The organism is Streptomyces sp. NPDC034103 (assembly GCF_055575395.1).
In genome coordinates this window covers 1-20124 of record NZ_JBVISS010000021.1, presented here as the reverse complement: position 1 = coordinate 20124, position 20124 = coordinate 1, and the positions used below count along the sequence as shown (strand labels likewise).

The window sequence follows — 20124 nt, the reverse complement described above, 5'->3', positions numbered from 1 at the left end:
TGCAGCAGGAGAACGCCATGCCCTGCGAGCCAAGCCCTGCTGTGCGGAGGCCGAGGTACGGACGCGCTCGCCGGGTTCGCCACGCCGACGCGTGATGGCGGTTGCGCTGCCGGTCTGGATCAGGTCCACGTACCCGCCCACCGAGCACGCCGCCGTCCGTCACGCTGGTCTGCGGTCTGCGGTCTGCGGTCTGCGGTCTGCGGTCTGCGGAACGCGAGGGCGCGCGCAGCGGACCAGGGCCGCCGCTCCTGCCGCATGGCATCGCGACGGGCGTCGACCCGCTCTGCAGGGGGAGGTTCACGCCACCTGGCGCGGAAGTGGCGCAAATGAACGTTGCCGCATCGTCTCAGGACACTCAATCTGGAGCATGGGAGCGCTCCCAATCGCTTCACCCCCACGCCGAGACCCGGCATCCCCCACGGGAAAGAAGGAGACTGTGACTTGTCATGATCACACCAGTCTGGTGCGGCGCCGTTCGACGCTCGTTCTGAGCCTCCTGGCGGCGATGCTCCTCAGCCTGCTCCCCTGGAGCGGCACCGCCGTGGCCCACGGCTCGGTCGTCGACCCCGCGACCCGTAACTACGGCTGCTGGCAACGATGGGGCAGCAACCACATGGATCCGTCCATGGCCCAGCAAGACCCCATGTGCTGGCAGGCGTGGCAGGCCAACCCCAACGCCATGTGGAACTGGAACGGTCTGTACCGCAACGGATCCGGTGGCAACTTCCAGGCAACGGTCCCCGACGGCCAACTGTGCAGCGGCGGCCGCACCGAGAGCGGGCGCTACAACTCCCTGGACGCCGTGGGCGCTTGGAAGACCACGGATATCGCCAGCAACTTCACCGTGAAGCTGTACGACCAGGCCAGCCACGGCGCTGACTATTTCCTGGTCTACGTCAGCCGGCAGGGCTTCGACCCGACCACCCAACCGCTGCGCTGGAGCGACCTCCAGCTGGTGGCCCGCACCGGCAGGTACGGGCCCAGTCAGAACTACTCGATCCCGGTCAGCACGTCCGGGTACAGCGGTCGCCACATCGTCTACACGATCTGGCAGGCGTCGCACATGGACCAGGCGTACTTCCTGTGCAGCGACGTGAACTTCCGCTGAGCCGGCGCCCATGAGCTGTCCCGCCGGACGAGCCCGCGTCTGGCGGGACACCGCGCTCTGCCCCACCACGGTGCTCGGACACACCCCGCGCCGCCCGACCATCAGGGCCGCCTGACCGGACCCGACGGGTGGCGTTCGCCGCCATGCGCGCGTCCTACCGGATACGCCTCCGGGCCGCGTCCCCCGTATGCGAACACCACCACCTGACGAGCGTTTTGATACCTGGAGCCGACATGCCAAAACGCCGCTGGACCGGACCGCTCCTGCTGGCCCTGCTGTTCACCACCCTCACCCCGCTGTCCGCCGCCGCGTCGGCCCCGCCCGCTTCGGCGGACACCGTGCGAGCCCGTGCAGCGGCGGACCCCTCGACGGTTCCCCTGCCGTCGCTGAAGGCGACCACCACCCAGGTCGCCTCCGGCCTGCGGCGGCCCATCGCCCTCGTCGCCCCCGACGACGGCACGGACCGGTTGTTCATCGCCGAGAAGTCGGGCACTGTCCGCGCCTACCACCCGGGCACCGGCCTGGCCCGGGACCCGCTCATCGACATCAGGTCCGCCGTGGACGAATCGGGCAACGAACGCGGCCTGCTCGGCATAGCCGTCCCGCCGGACTTCGCCGACAGCCACCAGCTGTACCTGGTGTACACGGCGCTGCCCGACGGCGCGGTCACGCTCGCCCGATACCGCCTCGACGACTCCCGCCTGGAACCCCTGCTCTCCCAGCCCCACGCCGAGTACAGCAACCACAACGGCGGCCAGATCGCGTTCGGCCCCGACGGCAACCTGTACTGGAGCATCGGCGACGGAGGCGGCTCCGCCGACCCGTTGCGCGCCGGGCAGCGCCTGGACACCCTCCTCGGCAAGATCATGCGCATTGACGTCAGCCGCAGCTGCGGACAGCTCGCCTACTGCGTGCCCCGTGACAATCCCTTCGTGGACACCCCCGGCGCCCGTGACGAGATCTGGCTGTACGGGCTGCGCAACGCGTGGAAGTTCTCCTTCGACGACGCCGACGGCTCGATGTGGATCGGCGACGTCGGGCAGGGCCGATGGGAAGAGGTCGACCACCTCCCGGCCGGTCAGGGAGGGCTGAACCTCGGCTGGTCCTGCTACGAGGGTCTGGAGAAGTTCCAAGGAGGCCACTGCGTACCCGGCGAGCAGTACACCGAACCGGTCTTCACCTACTCCCCGTACACCGGCGGCTGCTCGATCATCGGCGGTCACGTCTACCGGGGCCAGAAGTACGCCGGCCTCGTCGGAGGCACGTACATCGCCACCGACTACTGCTCGTCCACCATCTGGGCGCTGCGCCCCGACGGTGAAGGCGGCTACGAGCAGGCAGAGATCGGGGAGATGCCCACCCAGGTGACGGCGATCGGCGCGACCGTCGACGGAGAGTTCTACGTCGTCAACGATCTGCCCGGAGGCCTGCACCGCGTGTCCTTCGCGCGGGAGGAACCCACCTGCCGCGTGGATCGCACCGTGCGGACCTGGGGGACCGGCATGACCGTCGACCTGACGATCACCAACACCGGCAACACCCCGGTGAACGGCTGGACGTTGAAGTTCCCCTTGGCTCTCGGCCAGACCGTCACGTCCGACTGGAACACCGACCTGACGCAGGGAAGCAACACGATCACGGCCACCAACGCCTCGTACAACGCCACGATCGCACCCGGCGGGCGCGTCACCCTTGGCTACCTCGCCGGCCACACCGGTGACTCGTCGTCGCCGCCGCGGTTCACGCTCAACGGTGACGCCTGCGCAATCGGCCGCTGAACGGTCCGCACGGGGGCCCGCCGCGCCGTCAGCGGCGGGCCCATCCGTCCTCTTCGCTCCGTCTTCCGTCATCTCCGCAGATCGCATGGTCCCGAAGGTTGACATGATCTCGTCCTCACTCCGGCCTCGGAGGAAAGTCATGCCCGAGTCCCGCCCACCCGGGCCCCGGCCTGCCCTTGTCTTGTCCTGCTCCGTCATCCTGCTGGCGCTCACGGCGTGCAGCAGCGAGGACGAGCGGCCGCCTGCGCCCCCGACCGGGGTCACCGCGCAGTCCAGCAGCGCGACCACCGTCCACGTCATGTGGAAGCGGGTGCAGGCCGCCAAGGACGGCGAGGCCGTGGCGGCGTACGAGGTCCTGCAGGCCGGGAAGAAGGTGAAGGAGGTCGGCGCGGAGCGCACCATGGTCGACATCGCCGGCCTGAAACCGTCCGCCGACTACGAGTTCACCGTCCGCACCCGGGACACCGGCGGCAACTATTCCGCCCCTAGCCGCAAGGTCGCCGTCACCACCCTCGCCGCGCCCGCCGAGGACGGCCAACCGCCGACCCGCCCCGGCCGGCTTCGCGGGAAGGCCAACGGATCGGGAACCGCCGACCTGCGCTGGACCGCCTCGACGGACGACCAGCGAGTCGTCTCGTACGACATCTATCAGGGCGACGCGAAAATGCACACGGTCGACGGTGCGGAGACGAGGGCCGTCCTCACCGGTCTGCGACCGGGCACCGGCTACGTCTTCACGGTGCGAGCCCGGGACGCGGCTGACAACCTCTCGCCTGCCAGTGCACCACTGCGACTGACCACCGGTCGGGGTGGAGGCGGCGGGGCGGAGCCCGAGGACTTCCAGGTCTCGTTGCGCAGGGGCACGAAGGACAAGGCGTACTACCTGGATCTGTCGTGGACACCGCCCAGGTCGGACGGACTCGTGGCCGAATACCAGGTCTACCTCGACGAGGTGTTCGTGACGACCTTGGCCGGGGGTGACGAGGCGCGCGGGGGACGAGCGAGGCACACCGTCAACCTGGGCACGGAAGAAGGCAGGACGTATGACGTGAGGATCAGACCGCGGCTGCCGGACGGCACCTGGGGAGCATTCTCGCTGGAGCGGACTGTCACGACGGGCAGCTGACATCTCGACGGCATGGTCAGCTCCCACCATGCGACGAAGACCCTGAAGTGTCCGGTGTCGCCCTCGTCCACCCGCAACAACGGGGCCATCGCCGTTCCGGTGCTGCTCCACGCAGGCTGGGACTGGACGCCGGCGTACGCGCGCTTCTCCTCGCGTTCATCGGATGGAAGTCAGTGCCGCGGGTGCGGTGTTCCGGCCGATGCCGGCCCGTCCCGCGGGGCGGGCCGGGCCGGCATCGATCGAGTGTCTACGGGGTCACGGTGATCGCGGGCGCCATCTCGGCGGTCCCGTTGGTGAGCTTCCCGGAGCCGGTGGCGCCTTCGGAGCTGACGAAGCGCAGCTCGTGGTTGGTGCCCCCAGCGTTGCCGACGGCGAGCAGGAGCGTGGACTGGTTGGCCGCGTAGGCGTTCTGGACGAAGGACGTGATGTCGACGGTGATCTCGCGGCCGTCGATCGCGTTGCCTTGGTGGGTTCCGCCGCCCTCGGGGACGATGGTCGAACCGAGGCTGAAGGTGGCCGACTTCGCGACGGAGGAGTTCGTGGCGGTGAAGCTCGGCCGGTTCTGCCAGGTCATCGTGTTGATCGGGCAGGAGGTGCCGCCGCCGGTGCAGGTGGCGTCGCTGACGGGTTGCACGAGGAGCTGGTCGGTGTCGGTCGACGGAACCGACGAGTTGCGGTGGCCGACGTAGGTGAGACGGAGCGTCGCCTGGCTCGGTGAGCTGGTGAGGCTGCTGATGGGGAACTGGATGTAGGAGAGCTTTCCGTCTCCGGATCCCGTGGTGTACTGCTCGCCCATCAGTCCGACCCCGGTGTTGCGGGTGATGAGAGTCAGGTCCGAGGAGTTGTTCTTGGTCTGGTCGCCGGTCCACGCGCCCACCCAGGTGTCGCCGTTGGTGAGGGCGCCGGACTTGACGTTCTTGGTCTGGCCGTTCGCGTCCGTGTAGGTGGTGGTCAGCGTGCCGATCCCGCTCGTCGTCAGCGGGAACTGGCTGGTGTACTGGACGAGCTGGCCCGCGACGCGGAGGTTGTTCATCGTCAGGTTCGTGATGCCGTTCAGGCCGTTGCCGGTGTTCTGCTTCGAGAACCACACGTTGTCGAGCTTGAAGGTGCTGATCGGGGCCCTGGGATACGTGTACGTCGTGCCCGACCCGTCGGGGTTGGGCGCGAGCCCGTAGGTCGCCTGATCCTCGGCGGTGATGGTCTGGGTGGATCCGTTGCCACCGTTGATCCAGACCGGTCCCTTGGAGAGCCGGGAGGTGTCGATCGTGCTGTTCTTCACCACGATGCTCTGGATGCGTGCGTACGGTTTGGGGCTGTTGTGCGTGAAGATGCCGCCGGACCACGGCGACACGGAGTTGAAGTTGTCGAACGTGTAGTTGTTGAGCCGGTATCCGTACGAGTTCCATCCGATACGGATCGCGTTGCCCGCGCGGACGGACCAGTTCAGCGTGTTGCTGACCGAGATGTTCTTCGTGTCCGCGGCGTCCCAGTGGTAGGCGTCGAACCCGAGGTCGTCGGCGACGGCGTCGTAGGCGCCCACCGCGTTGACATAGCCCTGGACGTCGGGGGTGGAGGTGCCGATCTGGAAGTTGTTCCACACGCCGGAGGCCAGCGGGGCGAATCCGTCGCTGGGGTTGTAGTGGCCGGAGGCGAACGCGTCGTCGTTGCCGAGGGTGAAGACGCCGTTGGCGGTGATGTCCTGGCCGCTCGCGAAGTCCGTCCCGTCGACCCACGGCTGGGCATACGGGGTGAGGGCCTTGATGTTGTTGAACGTCACCCTGCTGGCGGTGTGGGTCTCGTAGTTCCACTGCTTCGAGTCGCGCAGGTAGGTGTCGTTGAACGTGATGTCCGACGAGTGCATGACCATGACGCCGCCCTGGTGCTGGCTGCGGTAGGCGTCGTGCGAGTCAGCGCGGTAGTTCGCCACACCGTTGGCGTCGAAGACGCCGCGGCCGTCGATCTCGATGTTGCTCGAGTTGATGATCCCGACCCCCGGCTCGAGGGCCTCCATGTACGCCTGGACGCGGTTCTTCAGCAGGGCGCCCTCGTCGGTGTAGATCTTCAGCTTGCCGCCCTTGAGCTTGCTGCCGTCCACGCCGTTGACCAGGAGACCGGACCACACGTACGTGCCGTCGGGGAAGTAGAGCGTGTTGAGCGCCGTGGGGTTGGCCTCGATGGTGTCGAGGGCGGCCCGCAGGGCGTACGTGAGGTCGTTGGCGGCCATCGTCCGCACATTCGGATACCGCACATTGATGCTGCTCGCGCTCACCAGGCTCCCGGCCGAGGTCTTCTGACCGGTGGGGATGGCGGTGCCGTTGACGGTCTTGCCGGCCATGGAGCTCGTCGTCGCGGCGGGAGCCTTCTGCGCCGCGCTGTTCGGGTGGTCCGCGAGGTACTTCGCGGCGAACTGCTGGAAGTTGACGACACCGGTCTGCAGGTTGACGCCGGAACCGTCCGCTGCGCTCGTGGTGTCCGGACGCTGCGCCGGGTCCTCCAGAGGGTCGTTGATGACCGCCAGGTAGGGCTGTCCGGTGGCGTTGGTCGAGTCACCGTTGACCATCACGATCGCCTGGTTCAACCCGGCGTCGGCCGACATCTGGAACGTCAGGGTGTGCTTGTCCGCGCTCACCGAGACTTTGCTGGACGGGTAGTAGCGCTCCGGGTAGATGTTCACCGTGTTGATCGTGGTGCTGGGCAGCGTGACCGTGATCGTCGGTGTCCGGGAGTCCGACGCGAAGCGCGCGATGTCGAAGTTGCGGCCGTTCGCGCCGTACTGGACAGTCTGGACGGACGTGCCCGCGACCTGCACCTGGTACTTGGTGGACGCCACGTCCGGGGACGAAGTCGTACCGCCTCCCACTCCCGTCGGGGCGTACGTGTGGACGGTGGTGGCGGCCTGTGCGGGGGCGGCGCCGGTGAGCATGAGGCTCGCCGCCGCGATGGTGGCACTCGCGGCGGCCGCGAGGGCGCGCTTCACGCGCGATCTGCGGCGCACCGGGGCCTGGTTCGGGTCGGCGTCGTCGCCGGCCGGTCGGATCATGCCTGTCTCTCCTCAGGACGAGACCTTTTTCAGGTCTGTTCAGGCGCTCCCCGCCTGCTGGAGACGGCGTGGAGCGTGCGCGATGCCGCGTCCGGTGCGACCGTCGGCGCTGTCGCGACCGAGGGACCACTACGGCGCCCGGAGGGGGATGGCGCCGAGTGGCAGTGGGGGATTCGCGCGGTGGGCCACGAGCAGTACCTCGCATTGACCGATCCACGTGATCGGCGTGGCCGGGATGTTAATGTCGCATTTCAGGAGCCGTCAACGGTTCCGACGTCTTTCCGACGGTGAACTGGGCGTGACATGCCGTGTTCTCAACGCATGCATGTAACCGGTGGATCACGACATTCCGACGAAGTATTGCCCTCTCATCACAGCCGTCCTACGCTGACGCCACTTTCGTGGATCGATACATGTTCAGGGGGTGCGCTCGTGGTGACGATGGCGGAGGTGGCCGCTCGGGCAGGAGTCGCCAAGCAGACCGTCTCCAACGTGGTGTCCGGCAAGAAGGTGCGGGCGGAGACCCTGGCGAAGGTGAACACGGCGATCGCGGAACTCGGCTACAAGCCGAACCTGGTGGCGCGCTCACTGAGAACCGGCAGCACGTCGACCGTGGGGCTGTTCGTGCCGCGGGTGGCCAACCCGTTCTACTCGGAAGTGGTCGAGGAGGTGGAGAACGTACTGGTCAGACATGGGTACAACCTGCTGCTGGCCACGACCCGCGACGACCCCGACCACACCCGGGCCCACCTGGAGAACCTCGCCGCACGCTCGGTGGACGCACTGCTGGTCGCCGGGGACAACGGCGTCGAACAGCAGTTGCCGATGCTCGTCGACGCCGCTTTCCCGGTCGCCCTGTGCGCCTGGGAGGGAGACGCGCCCACCACGCTGCCGGTGGTGTCCATCGACTACGAGCACGCCGGCTTCCTGGCCGGGCGCTACCTGAGGGATCTCGGCCACCGGAACGTCGCGGTGCTCGCCGATCTCCCCGCGCACTCGCCGCGCGTACGGGGGTTGCGCCGGGCGTTCGCCGACGACGGGCTGGCCATCGACGACCGCCAGGTGTTCGCCTGCACCAGGGACGACGCCGCCGGCGGGTTCGCCGCGGGCTGCGCGGCGCTGGAGGCGGATCCGGAACTGACGGCGATCTTCGCCACCCACGACGTCCTGGCCGTCGGTGCCATCGAGGCGGTCGTCCGGTCCGGGCGGCGGGTCCCCCACGACGTCAGCATCGTCGGCTTCGACGACATCTCCCAGGTCGGACAGATCAAGCCGGCGCTGACCACGGTCACCTTCCCGAAGCGGGAGATGGCCCAGCAGGCCGTCGAGCTGCTGCTGCGCGCCGTCGACTCCGGCCGACCGCCGACCAACGTATTAACGCTGCTGCGCCCGACCCTGACCGTCCGGGACAGCAGCGCCCCGCCCCGGGCGACCGGATAGCACCCGGCACCGCTCGACCTGCGCGTCGCCCTGCGTGAGTCGAGGGCACCGTCCTGCCTGGCCGCTACCCGTCACCGCTACCCGTCACCGCTACCCGTCACCGCTACGCGTCCCGACAGAAAGCACCTCCCCTGATGACAGACCTCGATCCTCACGCCTACGTCGAAGACCGGTCGCCGGGTACCGGACGGCTGCGGCCGCGCGCCGCGTTCGCCACCGACCTGCCCGCGATCGCGCTCGACGGCGACTGGAGATTCCGGCTGGCGTCAGGGCTGGACGACCTCACCGGGGACTTCGCCGCTCCGGAATTCGGCGACAGCGCCTGGGACCTGCTAGCCGTCCCGTCCTGCTGGCAGATGACCGGCCTGCCCGGCGAGCCCCGCTACGGTGCCCCGGCCTACACCAACATCGCGTACCCGTTCCCGGTCGACCCGCCGCGGGTGCCCCGGCAGAACCCCACCGGCGAGTACCGTCGAGAGTTCGACGTTCCGGACGGGTTCCCGGCATCGGCCGCGGTGCTCCGCTTCGAGGGCGTCGACTCCGCGTTCGCGGTGTGGCTCAACGGGATCCGGCTCGGCGACGGCAAGGGCAGCCGGCTGACCACCGAGTTCGACGTCTCCGCCGCCCTGCGGCCAGGCCGGAACGTACTCGCGGTCCGCGTGCACCAGTGGTCGTCCGGCAGCTACCTGGAAGACCAGGACATGTGGTGGCTGTCCGGGATCTTCCGGTCGGTGGCCGTGGCCGCCCGCGGTGTCGAGGACTTCTTCGTCCACGCCGCCTACGACCACACCACGGGGCAGGGCACCCTGGCCGTCGACGTCACCACCCCCACCCGGGTGTCCCTGTCGGTGCCCGAGCTCGGCATAACCGCCGCCGACCCGGCCGGCCCGTACGTGATCGACGGCGTCGAGCCCTGGTCGGACGAGCGGCCGCGCCTGTACACGGGGGAACTGGTCTCCGAGGCCGGGGAACGGATACCCCTGCGCATCGGCTTCCGCACCGTGGCCGTCGTGGACGGTGTCCTGACCGTGAACGGCAGGCCGATCTCCCTGCGGGGCGTCAACCGCCACGAATGGCATCCGGAGACCGGGCGCACCCTGACCGAGGACACCATGCTGGCCGACGTGCTGCTCATGAAGCGGCACAACATCAACGCGGTGCGCACCAGCCACTACCCGCCCGACCACCGTTTCCTGGACCTGTGCGACGAGCACGGCCTGTGGGTGTTCTGCGAGGGCGACCTCGAGACGCACGGCTTCGAACCCGGCGGCTGGCGGCGCAACCCCAGCGACGACTCCACGTGGCGCCAGGCCTACCTGGACCGTGCCGAGCGGCTGGTGGAACGCGACAAGAACCACCCCTCGGTCATCGTCTGGTCGCTGGGGAACGAGTCCGGCACCGGGGCCAACCTGGCCGCCTCGGCCGCGTGGATCCGGCAGCGCGACGACAGCCGTCTGCTCCACTACGAGGGCGACTGGGCGAGCTGCGCGTACGTCGACCTGTACTCCCGCATGTACATCGGTGTGGACGAGCTGGCCGCCGTGGGACGCGGCCAGGAGGCACCGACGGCTGACCCGGCCGACGACGCGCACCGCCGCGGCCTGCCGGCCGTGCTGTGCGAGTACGGGCACGCCATGGGCACCGGCCCCGGCGGGCTGTCCGACTACCAGCAGGTCATCGAGGCGCACCCGCGCCTGGCCGGTGGCTTCATCTGGGAGTGGATCGACCACGGGATCACCCGGCTCAGCGGGCAGGAGGACCCCCGCTCGTTCTACGCCTACGGCGGCGACTTCGGCGAGGAGATCCACGACGGCAACTTCGTCGCCGACGGCCTGCTCTTCCCCGACCGCACGCCGTCCCCGGGCCTGGTCGAGTACAAGAAGGTCATCGAACCGGTCCGGATCCACATCGACCCGGTGACGCGGCGGATCAGCGTGCGCAATCTGCACCACGTCCGCGACAGCGGTTACCTGGACTTCCGGTGGACCGTCGAGGACGGCGGCGAGCCGGTGGGCTTCGGCGGTCTGGCCGTGCCCGCGACCGCTGCGGGTGCGACGACGACGGTCGCATGGCCCGCCGACCTCACCGCCGCGCTCGACACGGCGCGCAAGAACGACTCCGGCCACGAGGTGTGGCTGACCGTGACAGCGGTGCTCGCCGCCGACGAGACCTGGGCCGCGGCTGGCCACGAGATCGCCTGGTCCCAGGGGCTGGTCGTGGCTCCACCCGCCTCGCCCGTGCCCTTCGCGCCGGCGCCGGCGATCGTCCAGGACGGGTTCATCGCACTGGGCCCCGCGCGCTTCGACGCCCGCAGTGGGCTGCTGACACGGCTCGGCGACCTGGTACTCGGCGGTCCGCAACTGGACATCTGGCGGGCCCCGATCGACAACGACCGGCTCAGCGCCTTCGGCGAGCCGCAGACCGACGCCTGGTTCGCCGCCGGACTGGACCGGATGCGCCACGACGTCCTGAGTGTCGAGCCCGACGCGTCGGGGCTCACCGTCACCGCCCGGCTGGCCGCCGCCGGGTCCTCCTGCGGGCTCGGCGTGGTGTACCGCTGGACGGCCTGCGGGACACCGCACGCGGGCGAGGCCAGCCTCCGACTGGAAGCGGTCGTCACCCCCGACGGCCCGTGGTCGGTGCCGCTGCCCCGACTGGGCGTCGCGATGTCGCTGCCCGGCACCGACGCCGAAGTCGAATGGTTCGGTCCCGGTCCCGGTGAGGCGTACCGCGACTCCCGCGCCGCGGCTCGCGTCGGCCGCCACCGGTCGACCGTCTCGGCGATGCAGATCCCTCAGGTCCGCCCGCAGGAGAACGGCAACCGCCACCAAGTCCGCCGCGCCGCGATCACCACCCCGGACGGCACCCTGCTCATCACCGGCGCCCCGGTCATCGACCTGACCGTTCGTCCCTGGAGCACCCAGGCCCTCACGGCCGCGACCCACCAGCACGACCTGGTCCGGGACGGCCTACTCCACCTGCATCTCGATCACGCACACCACGGTCTGGGCAGCGCGGCCTGCGGCCCGGGCCCCTCGGCACCGGACGTCCTTGCCGCGGTCCCGACGGTGTTCGGCGTGGAGTTCAGCACCGGCCGGTAGGCGGGCATTGGCCGCCCGCCCACCGACAGTCCAGAAGTCAGTCCCCATCACGAAGGGTTTCCCTCATGGACAGCACCACCATACGCACCCGCAGACTCCTGGCGCTCGCCACCGCGTCGGTCATCGCGTTCGGCGCCGGCGCGTGCAGCAGTGACAAGAACACGTCCGCCGCGGAATCGGGCGAGACCGGGCCGGTGAAGATGGAGTTCTGGGGCTGGGCCGGCTACGAGAAGATCGTCGACCAGTGGAACGCCGCCCACCCGGACAGCAAGGTCACCTTCAAGAAGATCCCCTCGGGCGCCAAGGGCGGCTACACCCAGATCAGCAACGCGATCACCGCCGGCAAGGGCCCGTGCCTGGCCCAGATCGAGTACCAGACCATCCCGTCGATGCTCGTGAAGAACACGGTCATGGACATCACGAAGTACGCGAGCGCCGGCATGGACAAGTACGTCCCGTCGGCCGTCTCCGCCTCCAGCGTCGGCGGCAAGATCTACGGCGTGCCGGTGGACGTCGGCCCGATGGTCCTCTTCTACCGCAAGGACCTGTTCGCCAAGTACGGCATCACCAAGCCGCCGGCCACCTGGGCCGAGTACAAGGCCGACGCCGAGAAGGTCGCCGCCGCCGATCCGAGCGTGAAGTTCGGCACCGTGCTCGGCGACGGCAACGGTATGGCGGCCTTCACCCTGCAGACCGGCCAGTCCTGGTACTCGACCAAGGGAGACAGCTGGACCGTCAGCATCGACAACCCCGGCACCCGGAAGGTCGCCGACTACTGGCAGGACTTGAAGGACAAGGGTCTGGTGGCGAAGACCGGCAACGCCTGGGACCCGCAGTTCAACAAGGCCTCCGAAGCAGGCAAGGTGCTGACGTTCGTCAACGCGGCCTGGGCCGCCGGCGGTATCAAGTCGGACCTGAAGGGCGAGGCCGGCAAGTGGAGGGTCGCCCCGATGCCGACCTGGGAGGCCGGAGACGGCAAGAGCGCCAGCAGCGGCGGCTCGGCCACCTCGGTGATGACCGGGTGCGAGTCGCCCCGCGAAGCCGTGCAGTTCGCCGATTTCCTGTCCAGCGACCCGCAGGCAGTGAAGACGGGCATCGAGGGTGGCCTGTACCCGGCGTCGAAGGCCGGACAGGAAGACCCGTCGCTCACGGGGGGTGACCCGTTCTTCGGCGGCCAGAAGGTCGGCGACGTGTACAAGGCGTCCGCCCAGCAGGTGCCCAGCACTTGGACCAACGGCCCGACCTTCCAGCAGGTCGAGTCGGACTTCACCGGTGCCATCGGTCAGGGCACCCTGCCGGACGCGGTCAGCAAGGTCCAGGCATCGACGGTCGCCGCGATCAAGAAGCTCGGACTGTCGGTGACCAACGGCTGAGGCAGCGGGACTCCAGCCGCCCCGAAGGGGTCCCGCGGCCGCCCGTACCCGGCGCCGCGGGGACCCGCTCCCTGACGACGAACCGTCCAGCGAGGTTTCCATGAGCAGTCCCAGCAGCACCCGGACCGAGTCACCGCCGCGGCCGGTGCCCGCGGTCACCCCCCGCGTCTCCCCGGCCGGCCGGCCCCGGCGTACCGGCCGCCGTACCGCGTTGACCGCGTCGGGTTTCCTGGCGCCGTTCGCGGTGCTCTTCCTGACCATGATGGTCGTGCCGATCGGCTACGCGATCTACCAGAGCTTCTTCACCGTCCGCCGCGCCGGGCTGTTCGGCGGTGCGCGGTCCACGGAGTTCGCGGGACTGTCGAACTACGCCGCCGCCTTCGGCGACCACGAGTTCACCGCGTCGATCATCCGGGTCGTGCTGCTGGGCTGCGTCCAGGTCCCGGTCATGCTCGGCCTGGCCCTCCTGCTCGCGCTCCTGCTGGACTCCCGCTCGGCCCGCCTGCGGAAGACCTACCGGCTCACGTTCTTCCTGCCCTACGCGCTGCCGGGTGCGATCGCCGCAGTGATGTGGTCCTTCCTTCTGGCGAAAGACCTCTCGCCGTTCACCGGACCGCTGTCCCAGATCGGGATCGACGTCGACTTCCTGTCGCCGTCGTGGGTCCCGGTCTCGATCGGGAACATGATCACGTGGGGCTGGACCGGCTACAACATGCTGATCATCTACTCCGCGCTGCAGACGATCCCGGCCGAGGTGACGGAGGCCGCCGCGCTCGACGGCTGCACCGGATGGCGCCTGGCATGGGCGGTGAAGATCCCGCTGGTGCGTCCCGCGCTGGTGCTGACCACGGTCTTCTCCATCATCGGGACGGCGCAGATGTACACCGAGCCGGCGGTGCTGGTCGGCGCGCGCGTCCCGGGCGTCGACCCGAAGTTCACCCCGATCATGAACACGACCCTGAGCATGGACCTGGGCGACCAGAACCTGGCCGCCGCCGAGTCCGTCGTGCTCGCGCTGATCACCCTCGTGCTCTCGTTCGGATTCCTCAAGTACAACCAGCGCAAGGGAGCGATGGCATGAGCGTGATTCGGGCCAGCCGGCCGACCCGACCGGCCCTCCGCGGCACCGACATCGCGAGCAAGGTCGCCGTCAACGGGGTGCTGGGCCTGATGGCCCTGTACACGCTGATCCCGCTGTGGTGGCTGTTCGTCTCCGCGACCAAAGCCTCGGGCTACCTCTACACCGGTACGCCGCTGTGGTTCTCCCACTTCGACCTGGTCACCAACATCAGAAACGTGTTCACCTTCGAGCACGGCATCTTCGCCACCTGGCTCGCCAACAGCGCGCTGTACAGCCTCGTCGGCGCCACCGTCAGCACCCTGCTGTCCGCGATGGCCGGCTATGCGCTGTCCAAGTTCAGCTTCCGCGGCCGCGAAAGCCTGTTCAACGTCATCCTCGCCTCGGTCCTCATTCCGGCGCCGATGTTCGCCCTGCCGTTGTTCCTCCTCATGGCCAAGCTCGACATCACCAACTCCTACTGGTCGGTGCTGCTGCCCAGCTGTGTCAGCCCGTTCGGCGTCTATCTGTGCCGGATCTTCGCCGCGGCGTCCGTCCCGGACGAACTGCTGGAGGCCGCACGGCTCGACGGAGCAGGCGAACAGCGCACCTTCTTCGGGATCGCCCTGCCGCTGATGGCCCCGGCAATGGTGACCGTCTTCCTGTTCCAGTTCGTCGGCATCTGGAACAACTACCTGCTGCCCTCGCTCATGCTCAACACCCCCTCACTGCAGCCCGTCACAGTGGGCCTGGTGCAGTGGCGCTCGGAGTTCGCCAACGGCGTGCCGCTGCTGCTGCCGATCACCGGTGCGTTCCTGTCGCTGATCCCCCTGCTCGTCGCGTTCATCAGCCTCCAGCGGTTCTGGCGCAAGGGCCTGACCGCAGGCGCCGTCAAGTAGCGCGTCCGCTGCTTTCCACCCCCATCCTGAACCGCAAAGGACCACTGAATTGTCCCGGGCCCACATCAAGCTCGACAAGCAGGCCGTCATCGCCCCTGTCCGACGCCGCACCTTCGGTTCGTTCGTCGAACACCTCGGCCGCTGCGTGTACACCGGGCTCTACGAGCCGGAACACCCGAGCGCGAACGACGACGGGTTCCGTATGGACGTCGTCGAACTGGTCAGAGAGCTGGGCACCGGGACCGTCCGCTACCCGGGCGGCAACTTCGTCTCCGGCTTCCGCTGGGAGGACTCGGTCGGCCCACGCGACAACCGCCCGGTGCGCCGCGACCTCGCCTGGCACTCGCTGGAGTCGAACCAGGTCGGCCTGGACGAGTTCGCCCGCTGGCTCAAGCTCACCGACTCCGAGCTGATGCTCGCGGTGAACCTCGGCACGCGCGGCATCCAGCCCGCCCTGGACCTGCTCGAGTACGCCAACCACCCCTCCGGTACGGCGCTGTCGGATCTGCGTATCGCCAACGGCACGCCGGAGCCGCACAACGTGCGCATGTGGTGCCTCGGCAACGAGATGGACGGACCCTGGCAGACGGGCTTCATGACGGCCGACGACTACGGCAAGCTCGCCGCCCGTACCGCCGGCGCGATGAAGATGGCCGACAAGGACCTCGAACTGGTGGTCTGCGGCTCCTCGAACTCCGGGATGCCGACCTTCGGCGACTGGGAGCGCACGGTGCTCGAGCACACCTACGACCACGTCGACTACGTCTCCTGTCACGCCTACTACCAGGAGCACGACGGCGACCTCGGCTCTTTCCTCGCCTCGGCGACCGACATGGACTACTTCATCGACACCGTCGTCGCGACCGCCGACCACGTGGGCTACAAGAAACGCTCCAACAAGAAGATCAACATCTCGTTCGACGAGTGGAACGTCTGGTACCAAAAGGAGCACGCGGAGTCCGACGAGGTCAACGACGAGTGGCGGCACGCCCCCCGGCAGTTGGAGGACGTCTACTCCGTGGCTGACGCCGTCGTCGTCGGCAACCTGCTGATGACGCTGCTCAAGCACAGCGACCGCGTCACCTCGGCCTCGCTCGCGCAACTGGTCAACGTGATCGCGCCGATCATGACCGAGCCCGGCGGCCCGGCCTGGCGGCAGACGACCTTCTACCCGTTCTCGATCACCAGCCGGCTCGCCTCCGGTGAGGTGATCCGGCCCGTGATCGAGGCGCCCGTGTACGAGACGGCGCGCCACGGTGAGGCATCCGTGATCGACGCCGTCGCCACCGTGGACGAGGATCGGGCCGCGGTCTTCCTCGTCAACCGTGACCTGCACGAGTCCGCGCAGGTCACGATCGACGTCCGGAGCCTCGGCTCGTCGCAGGTCACCGAGGCGGTCACGCTCGCCGACCGCGACGTGTACGCGAAGAACACACTCAAGGAGCAGAACCGCGTGACCCCGGCGGCGAACACGACCGCGAAACTGGCCGACGGGGTGCTCACCGTCGAACTGCCACCGGTGTCGTGGACCGCCATCGCCCTCGGCTGAGTACCGCGCCGCCCCTGACTGGGTCCTCACTGGACCCGGTCAGGGCCCGGTGAAGGCTGGCCGCATTCCTCGAACCCGCTCGCGGAGCCTTCTTCGTGGAGCGGGTGGCGAAAAGTGAGCTCACGCTCTCAGCTTGGGAAGCGATGGCGCTTACACGGGCTCTACGGCCCCCGGCCGCGACTTTCCCGCGACGGCCGGTGCACGCCTTGGCCCGTTCGCGGACCTCGGGGCCGTACCAGGGGAGCGCGTGGCCGTTGACGGCAGCGGTGCACTCGAAGGCCCGGTCGCGGTGCAGCCAAGTGAGTCCCGCACCTCGGCCGTGGCGGTCACTGAGGTCGGCGGCCCCGGCGCTGCGCGCTTCCGGAGGCGCCTGTGTTTCTGCTGCCCTCTTGTCTGCTGCCCTCTTGCGTTCGATGCCCTTCGACTTCTAGGGTCATCTTCGTTTCGCGTGTGTTTCTGATCTGCGGTGTTATACACGGAAGCGCTTCGACAGCGGGCCCAGACCGGGCCCCGCCGACTGCATCGCACGTCCCGTCGTTCCCTCCTCGATGGCTCCCTGAAGTCTGGAGATGTCATGGAAATTTCACGTCGTGGCGTTCTGATCCTCGGCGCCGCCGGCGCTGTCGGCGCGACCGGCGCGGCCGTCTCCGGAGGCCTTCCCGCGGGCTCGGCCCGGGCCGCCGGGACGGCCCACGGCACGGACGCCTCCACACGCACCGAGCGCCTGTATCTGTCCGGAGAGGACGCCGACCACCCGGTCGACTGGGACTTCCTGTGCACCAGCGGGCGGCGCAGCGGCAGTTGGGGCAGCATCCCGGTTCCGTCCAACTGGGAGTTCCACGGATACGGCACCTACAACTACGGGTGGAATCTGCGCCCGGAGGAGAAGGGCCGCTACCGGCACACCTTCACGCCCCCCGACCGCTGGCGTGACAGACGCGTCTTCCTCGTCTTCGAAGGGGCGATGACCGAGACCGAGGCGTGGATCAACGGCGAGCCGGCCGGGCCCGTCCACCGCGGCGGCTTCTACCGGTTCCGGCACGAGGTGACCGGCAAGCTGCGTCCGGGCCAGGACAACCTCCTGGAGGTGACCGTCAGCAAGGAGTCCACCGACGACTCCGTCAACCGGGCCGAACGCCTGGGCGACTACTGGAACTTCGGCGGCATCTACCGCCCCGTCCACCTGGAGGCCTTCCCGCTCCAGCACATCGAGCGCATCGCCGTCGACGCCCGCGCCGACGGCACGCTGCGGATCGACGCCCATCTGTCGGGTACCGGCTCCGCCGACCGTCTCGTCGCCCGGGTCACCGACCTCTCCGGGCGCCCGGTCGGAGCCCCGTTCACCGCGGCCGTCGCTCCCGGCGCCACGACGGTGACCCTCAGGACCGCTGTCGACTCCCCACGCCAGTGGACGGCGGAGACCCCGCACCTGTACCGCGTCGAGGTCGCGCTCCGCGCCGACGACCGCACCGTCCACCGCGTCGACGAGAGATTCGGCTTCCGCACCGTCGAGGTGCGCCCAGGCGACGGCGTGTACGTCAACGGCGTCAAAGTCATCCTCAAGGGAGCCAACCGGCACACCATCTGGCCCACGTCCGGCCGGGCGACCAGCGAGCGCGTCAGCCGCAAGGACATCCTCCTGATGCAGGAAATGAACATGAACGCGGTCCGGATGTCCCACTACCCGCCGGACACGCACTTCCTCGACCTCGCCGACGAACTCGGGCTGTACGTGCTCGACGAACTGGCCGGCTGGCAGAAGTCGTACGACGAGGCGGCGGGCAGACCCCTCGTCGCCGAGATGGTCACCCGTGACGTCAACCACCCGTCGATCCTGTTCTGGTGCAACGGCAACGAAGGCGGCTGGAACACCGCCCTCGACGACGACTACGCCCGCCACGACCCCCAGCGGCGCACCGTTCTCCACCCCTGGGCGAACTTCGGCGGCATCAACACCGACCACTACGAGAACTACGACAGCACCCGCCGCATCCTCCAGGAACAGGGCGACGTCTTCATGCCCACCGAGTTCCTCCACGGCCTCTACGACGGCGGCGCCGGCGCGGGCCTCGACGACTACTGGAAGCTGATGGGCCGTGAACGGCTCTCCGCCGGAGGCTTCCTCTGGTCACTGATCGACGAGGGCATCGTGCGGGACGACCTCGGCGGCGCCATCGACGTGGCGGGCAACGCCGCACCCGACGGCATCCTCGGCCCCTTCCGCGAGAAGGAGGCCAGCTTCTACACGATCAGGGACATCTGGTCGCCCGTACAACTCGCCGAGCCGGAGCGGTTCGCCTCCGGCCTGCCGGACGACTTCGACGGGCGGATCAGCCTTACCAACCACTACGCCTTCACCAACACCCGCACGTGCCGGTTCACTTGGCGACTCCTGGACTTCTGCACTCCCTCGCAGCGACGGGACGGCCACACGGTGCGCGCCCAGGGAACCGCCTCCGCGCCGGACATCGAGCCCGGCGCGCGAGGAGTGCTGCGGCTGCCCCTGCCGTCCGGCCGGCGACGCGCCGACGCCCTGGCGCTCACCGTCACCGATGCCGACGGCCGCGAGATCCGCAGCTGGACATGGACCATCGCGTCGGCCGCCGACCAGGCCCGACGACTGGTACGGACGGGCCCGGGACCAGCCGTACGCGGCTCCCTCACGGACAACAGGCTCACCCTCGTATCCCGCCCCACCACGGTCACGCTCGACGCCACGACGGGCATGCTGGCCGGCGTCACCCACCGGGGGACGGACTTCGCGCTGTCCCACGGCCCGCTGCCCACCACCGGAACGGCCGACCTCACCCGCCTGACGCACGGGCCCGACGGCGACGCCTACACGGTGGAGGCCGAGTACTCCGGCGTCCTGCGCCACGTCCGGTGGCGTCTGCACCCCAGCGGCTGGCTGCAGTTGGACTACCGCTACCACCTCACCGGCGAGCACGACCTCTTCGGCGTCGGCTTCGACCATCCCGAATCGGAAGTGACCGGCGTGACATGGCTCGGCCACGGACCGCACAGGGTGTGGAAGAACCGGCTGCGCGGCGTCGCGACGGACGTCTGGACGAAGCAGTACAACGACACCGCGACCGGTGCCGACGGCTGGGTGTACCCGGAGTTCAAGGGCTACCACGCGGACGTCCGCTGGGCGTCCCTGCACACCACCGCCGGACGCGTCACGGTCGTCTCCCAGGACGAGAACCTCTACCTGCGCCTCTTCACCCCCCGCTTCGGACCCGACCCCCGCCACACCGCGCCGCCCTTCCCGAAGGGCGACCTCTCCTTCCTCGACGCCATCCCGGCGATCGGCACCAAGTTCGATCCGCCGGCCGCCCTCGGCCCCAGCGGCGCCCCCACCACGGCGACAGGCGACTACGGCCGGACCCTGTACTTCTCGTTCTCCCAGTAACGCGTCTCCCCCCCACCGTCCTCGGATCGCGGACAGCATCGGGCCGCCACCCCCACACGGCTGCGCGTGGGGCTGACCGGTACCGCGGAGCTCGTCGAGGCGGCACGCACCTGGATGAGCAGCCGTGCCGAGATGGCCGAGGACCCTAAAGCGTGTTGCAGAAGGTCGTGTCCGGGCAGGTCAGGGCCGCTCTGGGAGCGGTCTGATCACGCTGCGAGGGCGAGGTTGTGCATGTGGGCGA

At 69.0% G+C, this 20124-nt stretch carries 11 protein-coding genes; 10 read left to right on the top strand and 1 reads right to left on the bottom strand.

The window, feature by feature from the left end:
* Nucleotides 1-436: 436 nt before the first annotated feature.
* From ACZ56U_RS36300 to ACZ56U_RS36290, 3 genes are all read left to right on the top strand, one after another.
* Nucleotides 437-1108 (top strand): lytic polysaccharide monooxygenase auxiliary activity family 9 protein, encoded by a 672-nt coding sequence (locus tag ACZ56U_RS36300; RefSeq protein WP_469088198.1) that lies wholly within the window; start codon nucleotides 437-439, stop codon nucleotides 1106-1108.
* Between the two features lie 233 nt (nucleotides 1109-1341).
* On the top strand, nucleotides 1342-2886 hold the full coding sequence (locus ACZ56U_RS36295) for a PQQ-dependent sugar dehydrogenase (protein WP_469088197.1): 1545 nt from the start codon (nucleotides 1342-1344) through the stop codon (nucleotides 2884-2886).
* Nucleotides 2887-3067: 181 nt separating this feature from the next.
* Nucleotides 3068-4012, top strand: a complete 945-nt coding sequence (locus ACZ56U_RS36290; RefSeq protein WP_469088196.1) for a fibronectin type III domain-containing protein — start codon at nucleotides 3068-3070, stop codon at nucleotides 4010-4012.
* A 247-nt stretch (nucleotides 4013-4259) separates the two neighbouring features.
* On the opposite strand, the gene ACZ56U_RS36285 is transcribed toward ACZ56U_RS36290, so the two are convergent.
* Nucleotides 4260-7052 (bottom strand): DNRLRE domain-containing protein, encoded by a 2793-nt coding sequence (locus ACZ56U_RS36285; RefSeq protein WP_469088195.1) that lies wholly within the window; start codon nucleotides 7050-7052, stop codon nucleotides 4260-4262.
* Nucleotides 7053-7493: 441 nt separating this feature from the next.
* Here ACZ56U_RS36285 and ACZ56U_RS36280 point away from each other — a divergent pair, with 441 nt between their 5' ends.
* From ACZ56U_RS36280 to ACZ56U_RS36250, 7 genes are all read left to right on the top strand, one after another.
* Complete coding sequence (locus ACZ56U_RS36280; RefSeq protein ID WP_469088293.1) at nucleotides 7494-8492, top strand: LacI family DNA-binding transcriptional regulator; 999 nt, start codon at nucleotides 7494-7496, stop codon at nucleotides 8490-8492.
* Between the two features lie 134 nt (nucleotides 8493-8626).
* Nucleotides 8627-11593: a glycoside hydrolase family 2 TIM barrel-domain containing protein gene (locus tag ACZ56U_RS36275; RefSeq protein WP_469088194.1), complete on the top strand. Its 2967-nt coding sequence runs from the start codon at nucleotides 8627-8629 to the stop codon at nucleotides 11591-11593.
* A 65-nt stretch (nucleotides 11594-11658) separates the two neighbouring features.
* Nucleotides 11659-12966 carry an ABC transporter substrate-binding protein gene (locus tag ACZ56U_RS36270; RefSeq protein ID WP_469088193.1) on the top strand — a complete coding sequence of 436 codons (1308 nt, stop codon included), beginning with the start codon at nucleotides 11659-11661 and terminating at the stop codon, nucleotides 12964-12966.
* A gap of 100 nt (nucleotides 12967-13066) precedes the next feature.
* Nucleotides 13067-14047: a carbohydrate ABC transporter permease gene (locus ACZ56U_RS36265; RefSeq protein WP_469088192.1), complete on the top strand. Its 981-nt coding sequence runs from the start codon at nucleotides 13067-13069 to the stop codon at nucleotides 14045-14047.
* A complete protein-coding gene (locus tag ACZ56U_RS36260) occupies nucleotides 14044-14922 on the top strand; it encodes a carbohydrate ABC transporter permease (protein WP_469088191.1) in 879 nt (292 codons plus the stop codon). Before ACZ56U_RS36265 ends, ACZ56U_RS36260 begins: the two co-directional genes overlap by 4 nt.
* Nucleotides 14923-14971: 49 nt before the next feature.
* Complete coding sequence (arfA, locus tag ACZ56U_RS36255) at nucleotides 14972-16471, top strand: arabinosylfuranosidase ArfA (RefSeq protein ID WP_469088190.1); 1500 nt, start codon at nucleotides 14972-14974, stop codon at nucleotides 16469-16471.
* 574 nt (nucleotides 16472-17045) lie between these two features.
* Nucleotides 17046-19883, top strand: a complete 2838-nt coding sequence (locus ACZ56U_RS36250; RefSeq protein WP_469088189.1) for a glycoside hydrolase family 2 TIM barrel-domain containing protein — start codon at nucleotides 17046-17048, stop codon at nucleotides 19881-19883.
* Nucleotides 19884-20124: the final 241 nt, after the last annotated feature.

Bases quoted from the DNA above. Each gene is read 5' to 3' on its own strand.
- ACZ56U_RS36275 (WP_469088194.1), top strand. From the start codon at position 8,627: ATGACAGACCTCGATCCTCACGCCTACGTCGAAGACCGGTCGCCGGGT.
- ACZ56U_RS36250 (WP_469088189.1), top strand. From the start codon at position 17,046: ATGGAAATTTCACGTCGTGGCGTTCTGATCCTCGGCGCCGCCGGCGCT.
- ACZ56U_RS36265 (WP_469088192.1), top strand. From the start codon at position 13,067: ATGAGCAGTCCCAGCAGCACCCGGACCGAGTCACCGCCGCGGCCGGTG.
- ACZ56U_RS36285 (WP_469088195.1), bottom strand. From the start codon at position 7,052: ATGATCCGACCGGCCGGCGACGACGCCGACCCGAACCAGGCCCCGGTG.
- ACZ56U_RS36260 (WP_469088191.1), top strand. From the start codon at position 14,044: ATGAGCGTGATTCGGGCCAGCCGGCCGACCCGACCGGCCCTCCGCGGC.
- ACZ56U_RS36270 (WP_469088193.1), top strand. From the start codon at position 11,659: ATGGACAGCACCACCATACGCACCCGCAGACTCCTGGCGCTCGCCACC.
- ACZ56U_RS36280 (WP_469088293.1), top strand. From the start codon at position 7,494: ATGGCGGAGGTGGCCGCTCGGGCAGGAGTCGCCAAGCAGACCGTCTCC.
- ACZ56U_RS36295 (WP_469088197.1), top strand. From the start codon at position 1,342: ATGCCAAAACGCCGCTGGACCGGACCGCTCCTGCTGGCCCTGCTGTTC.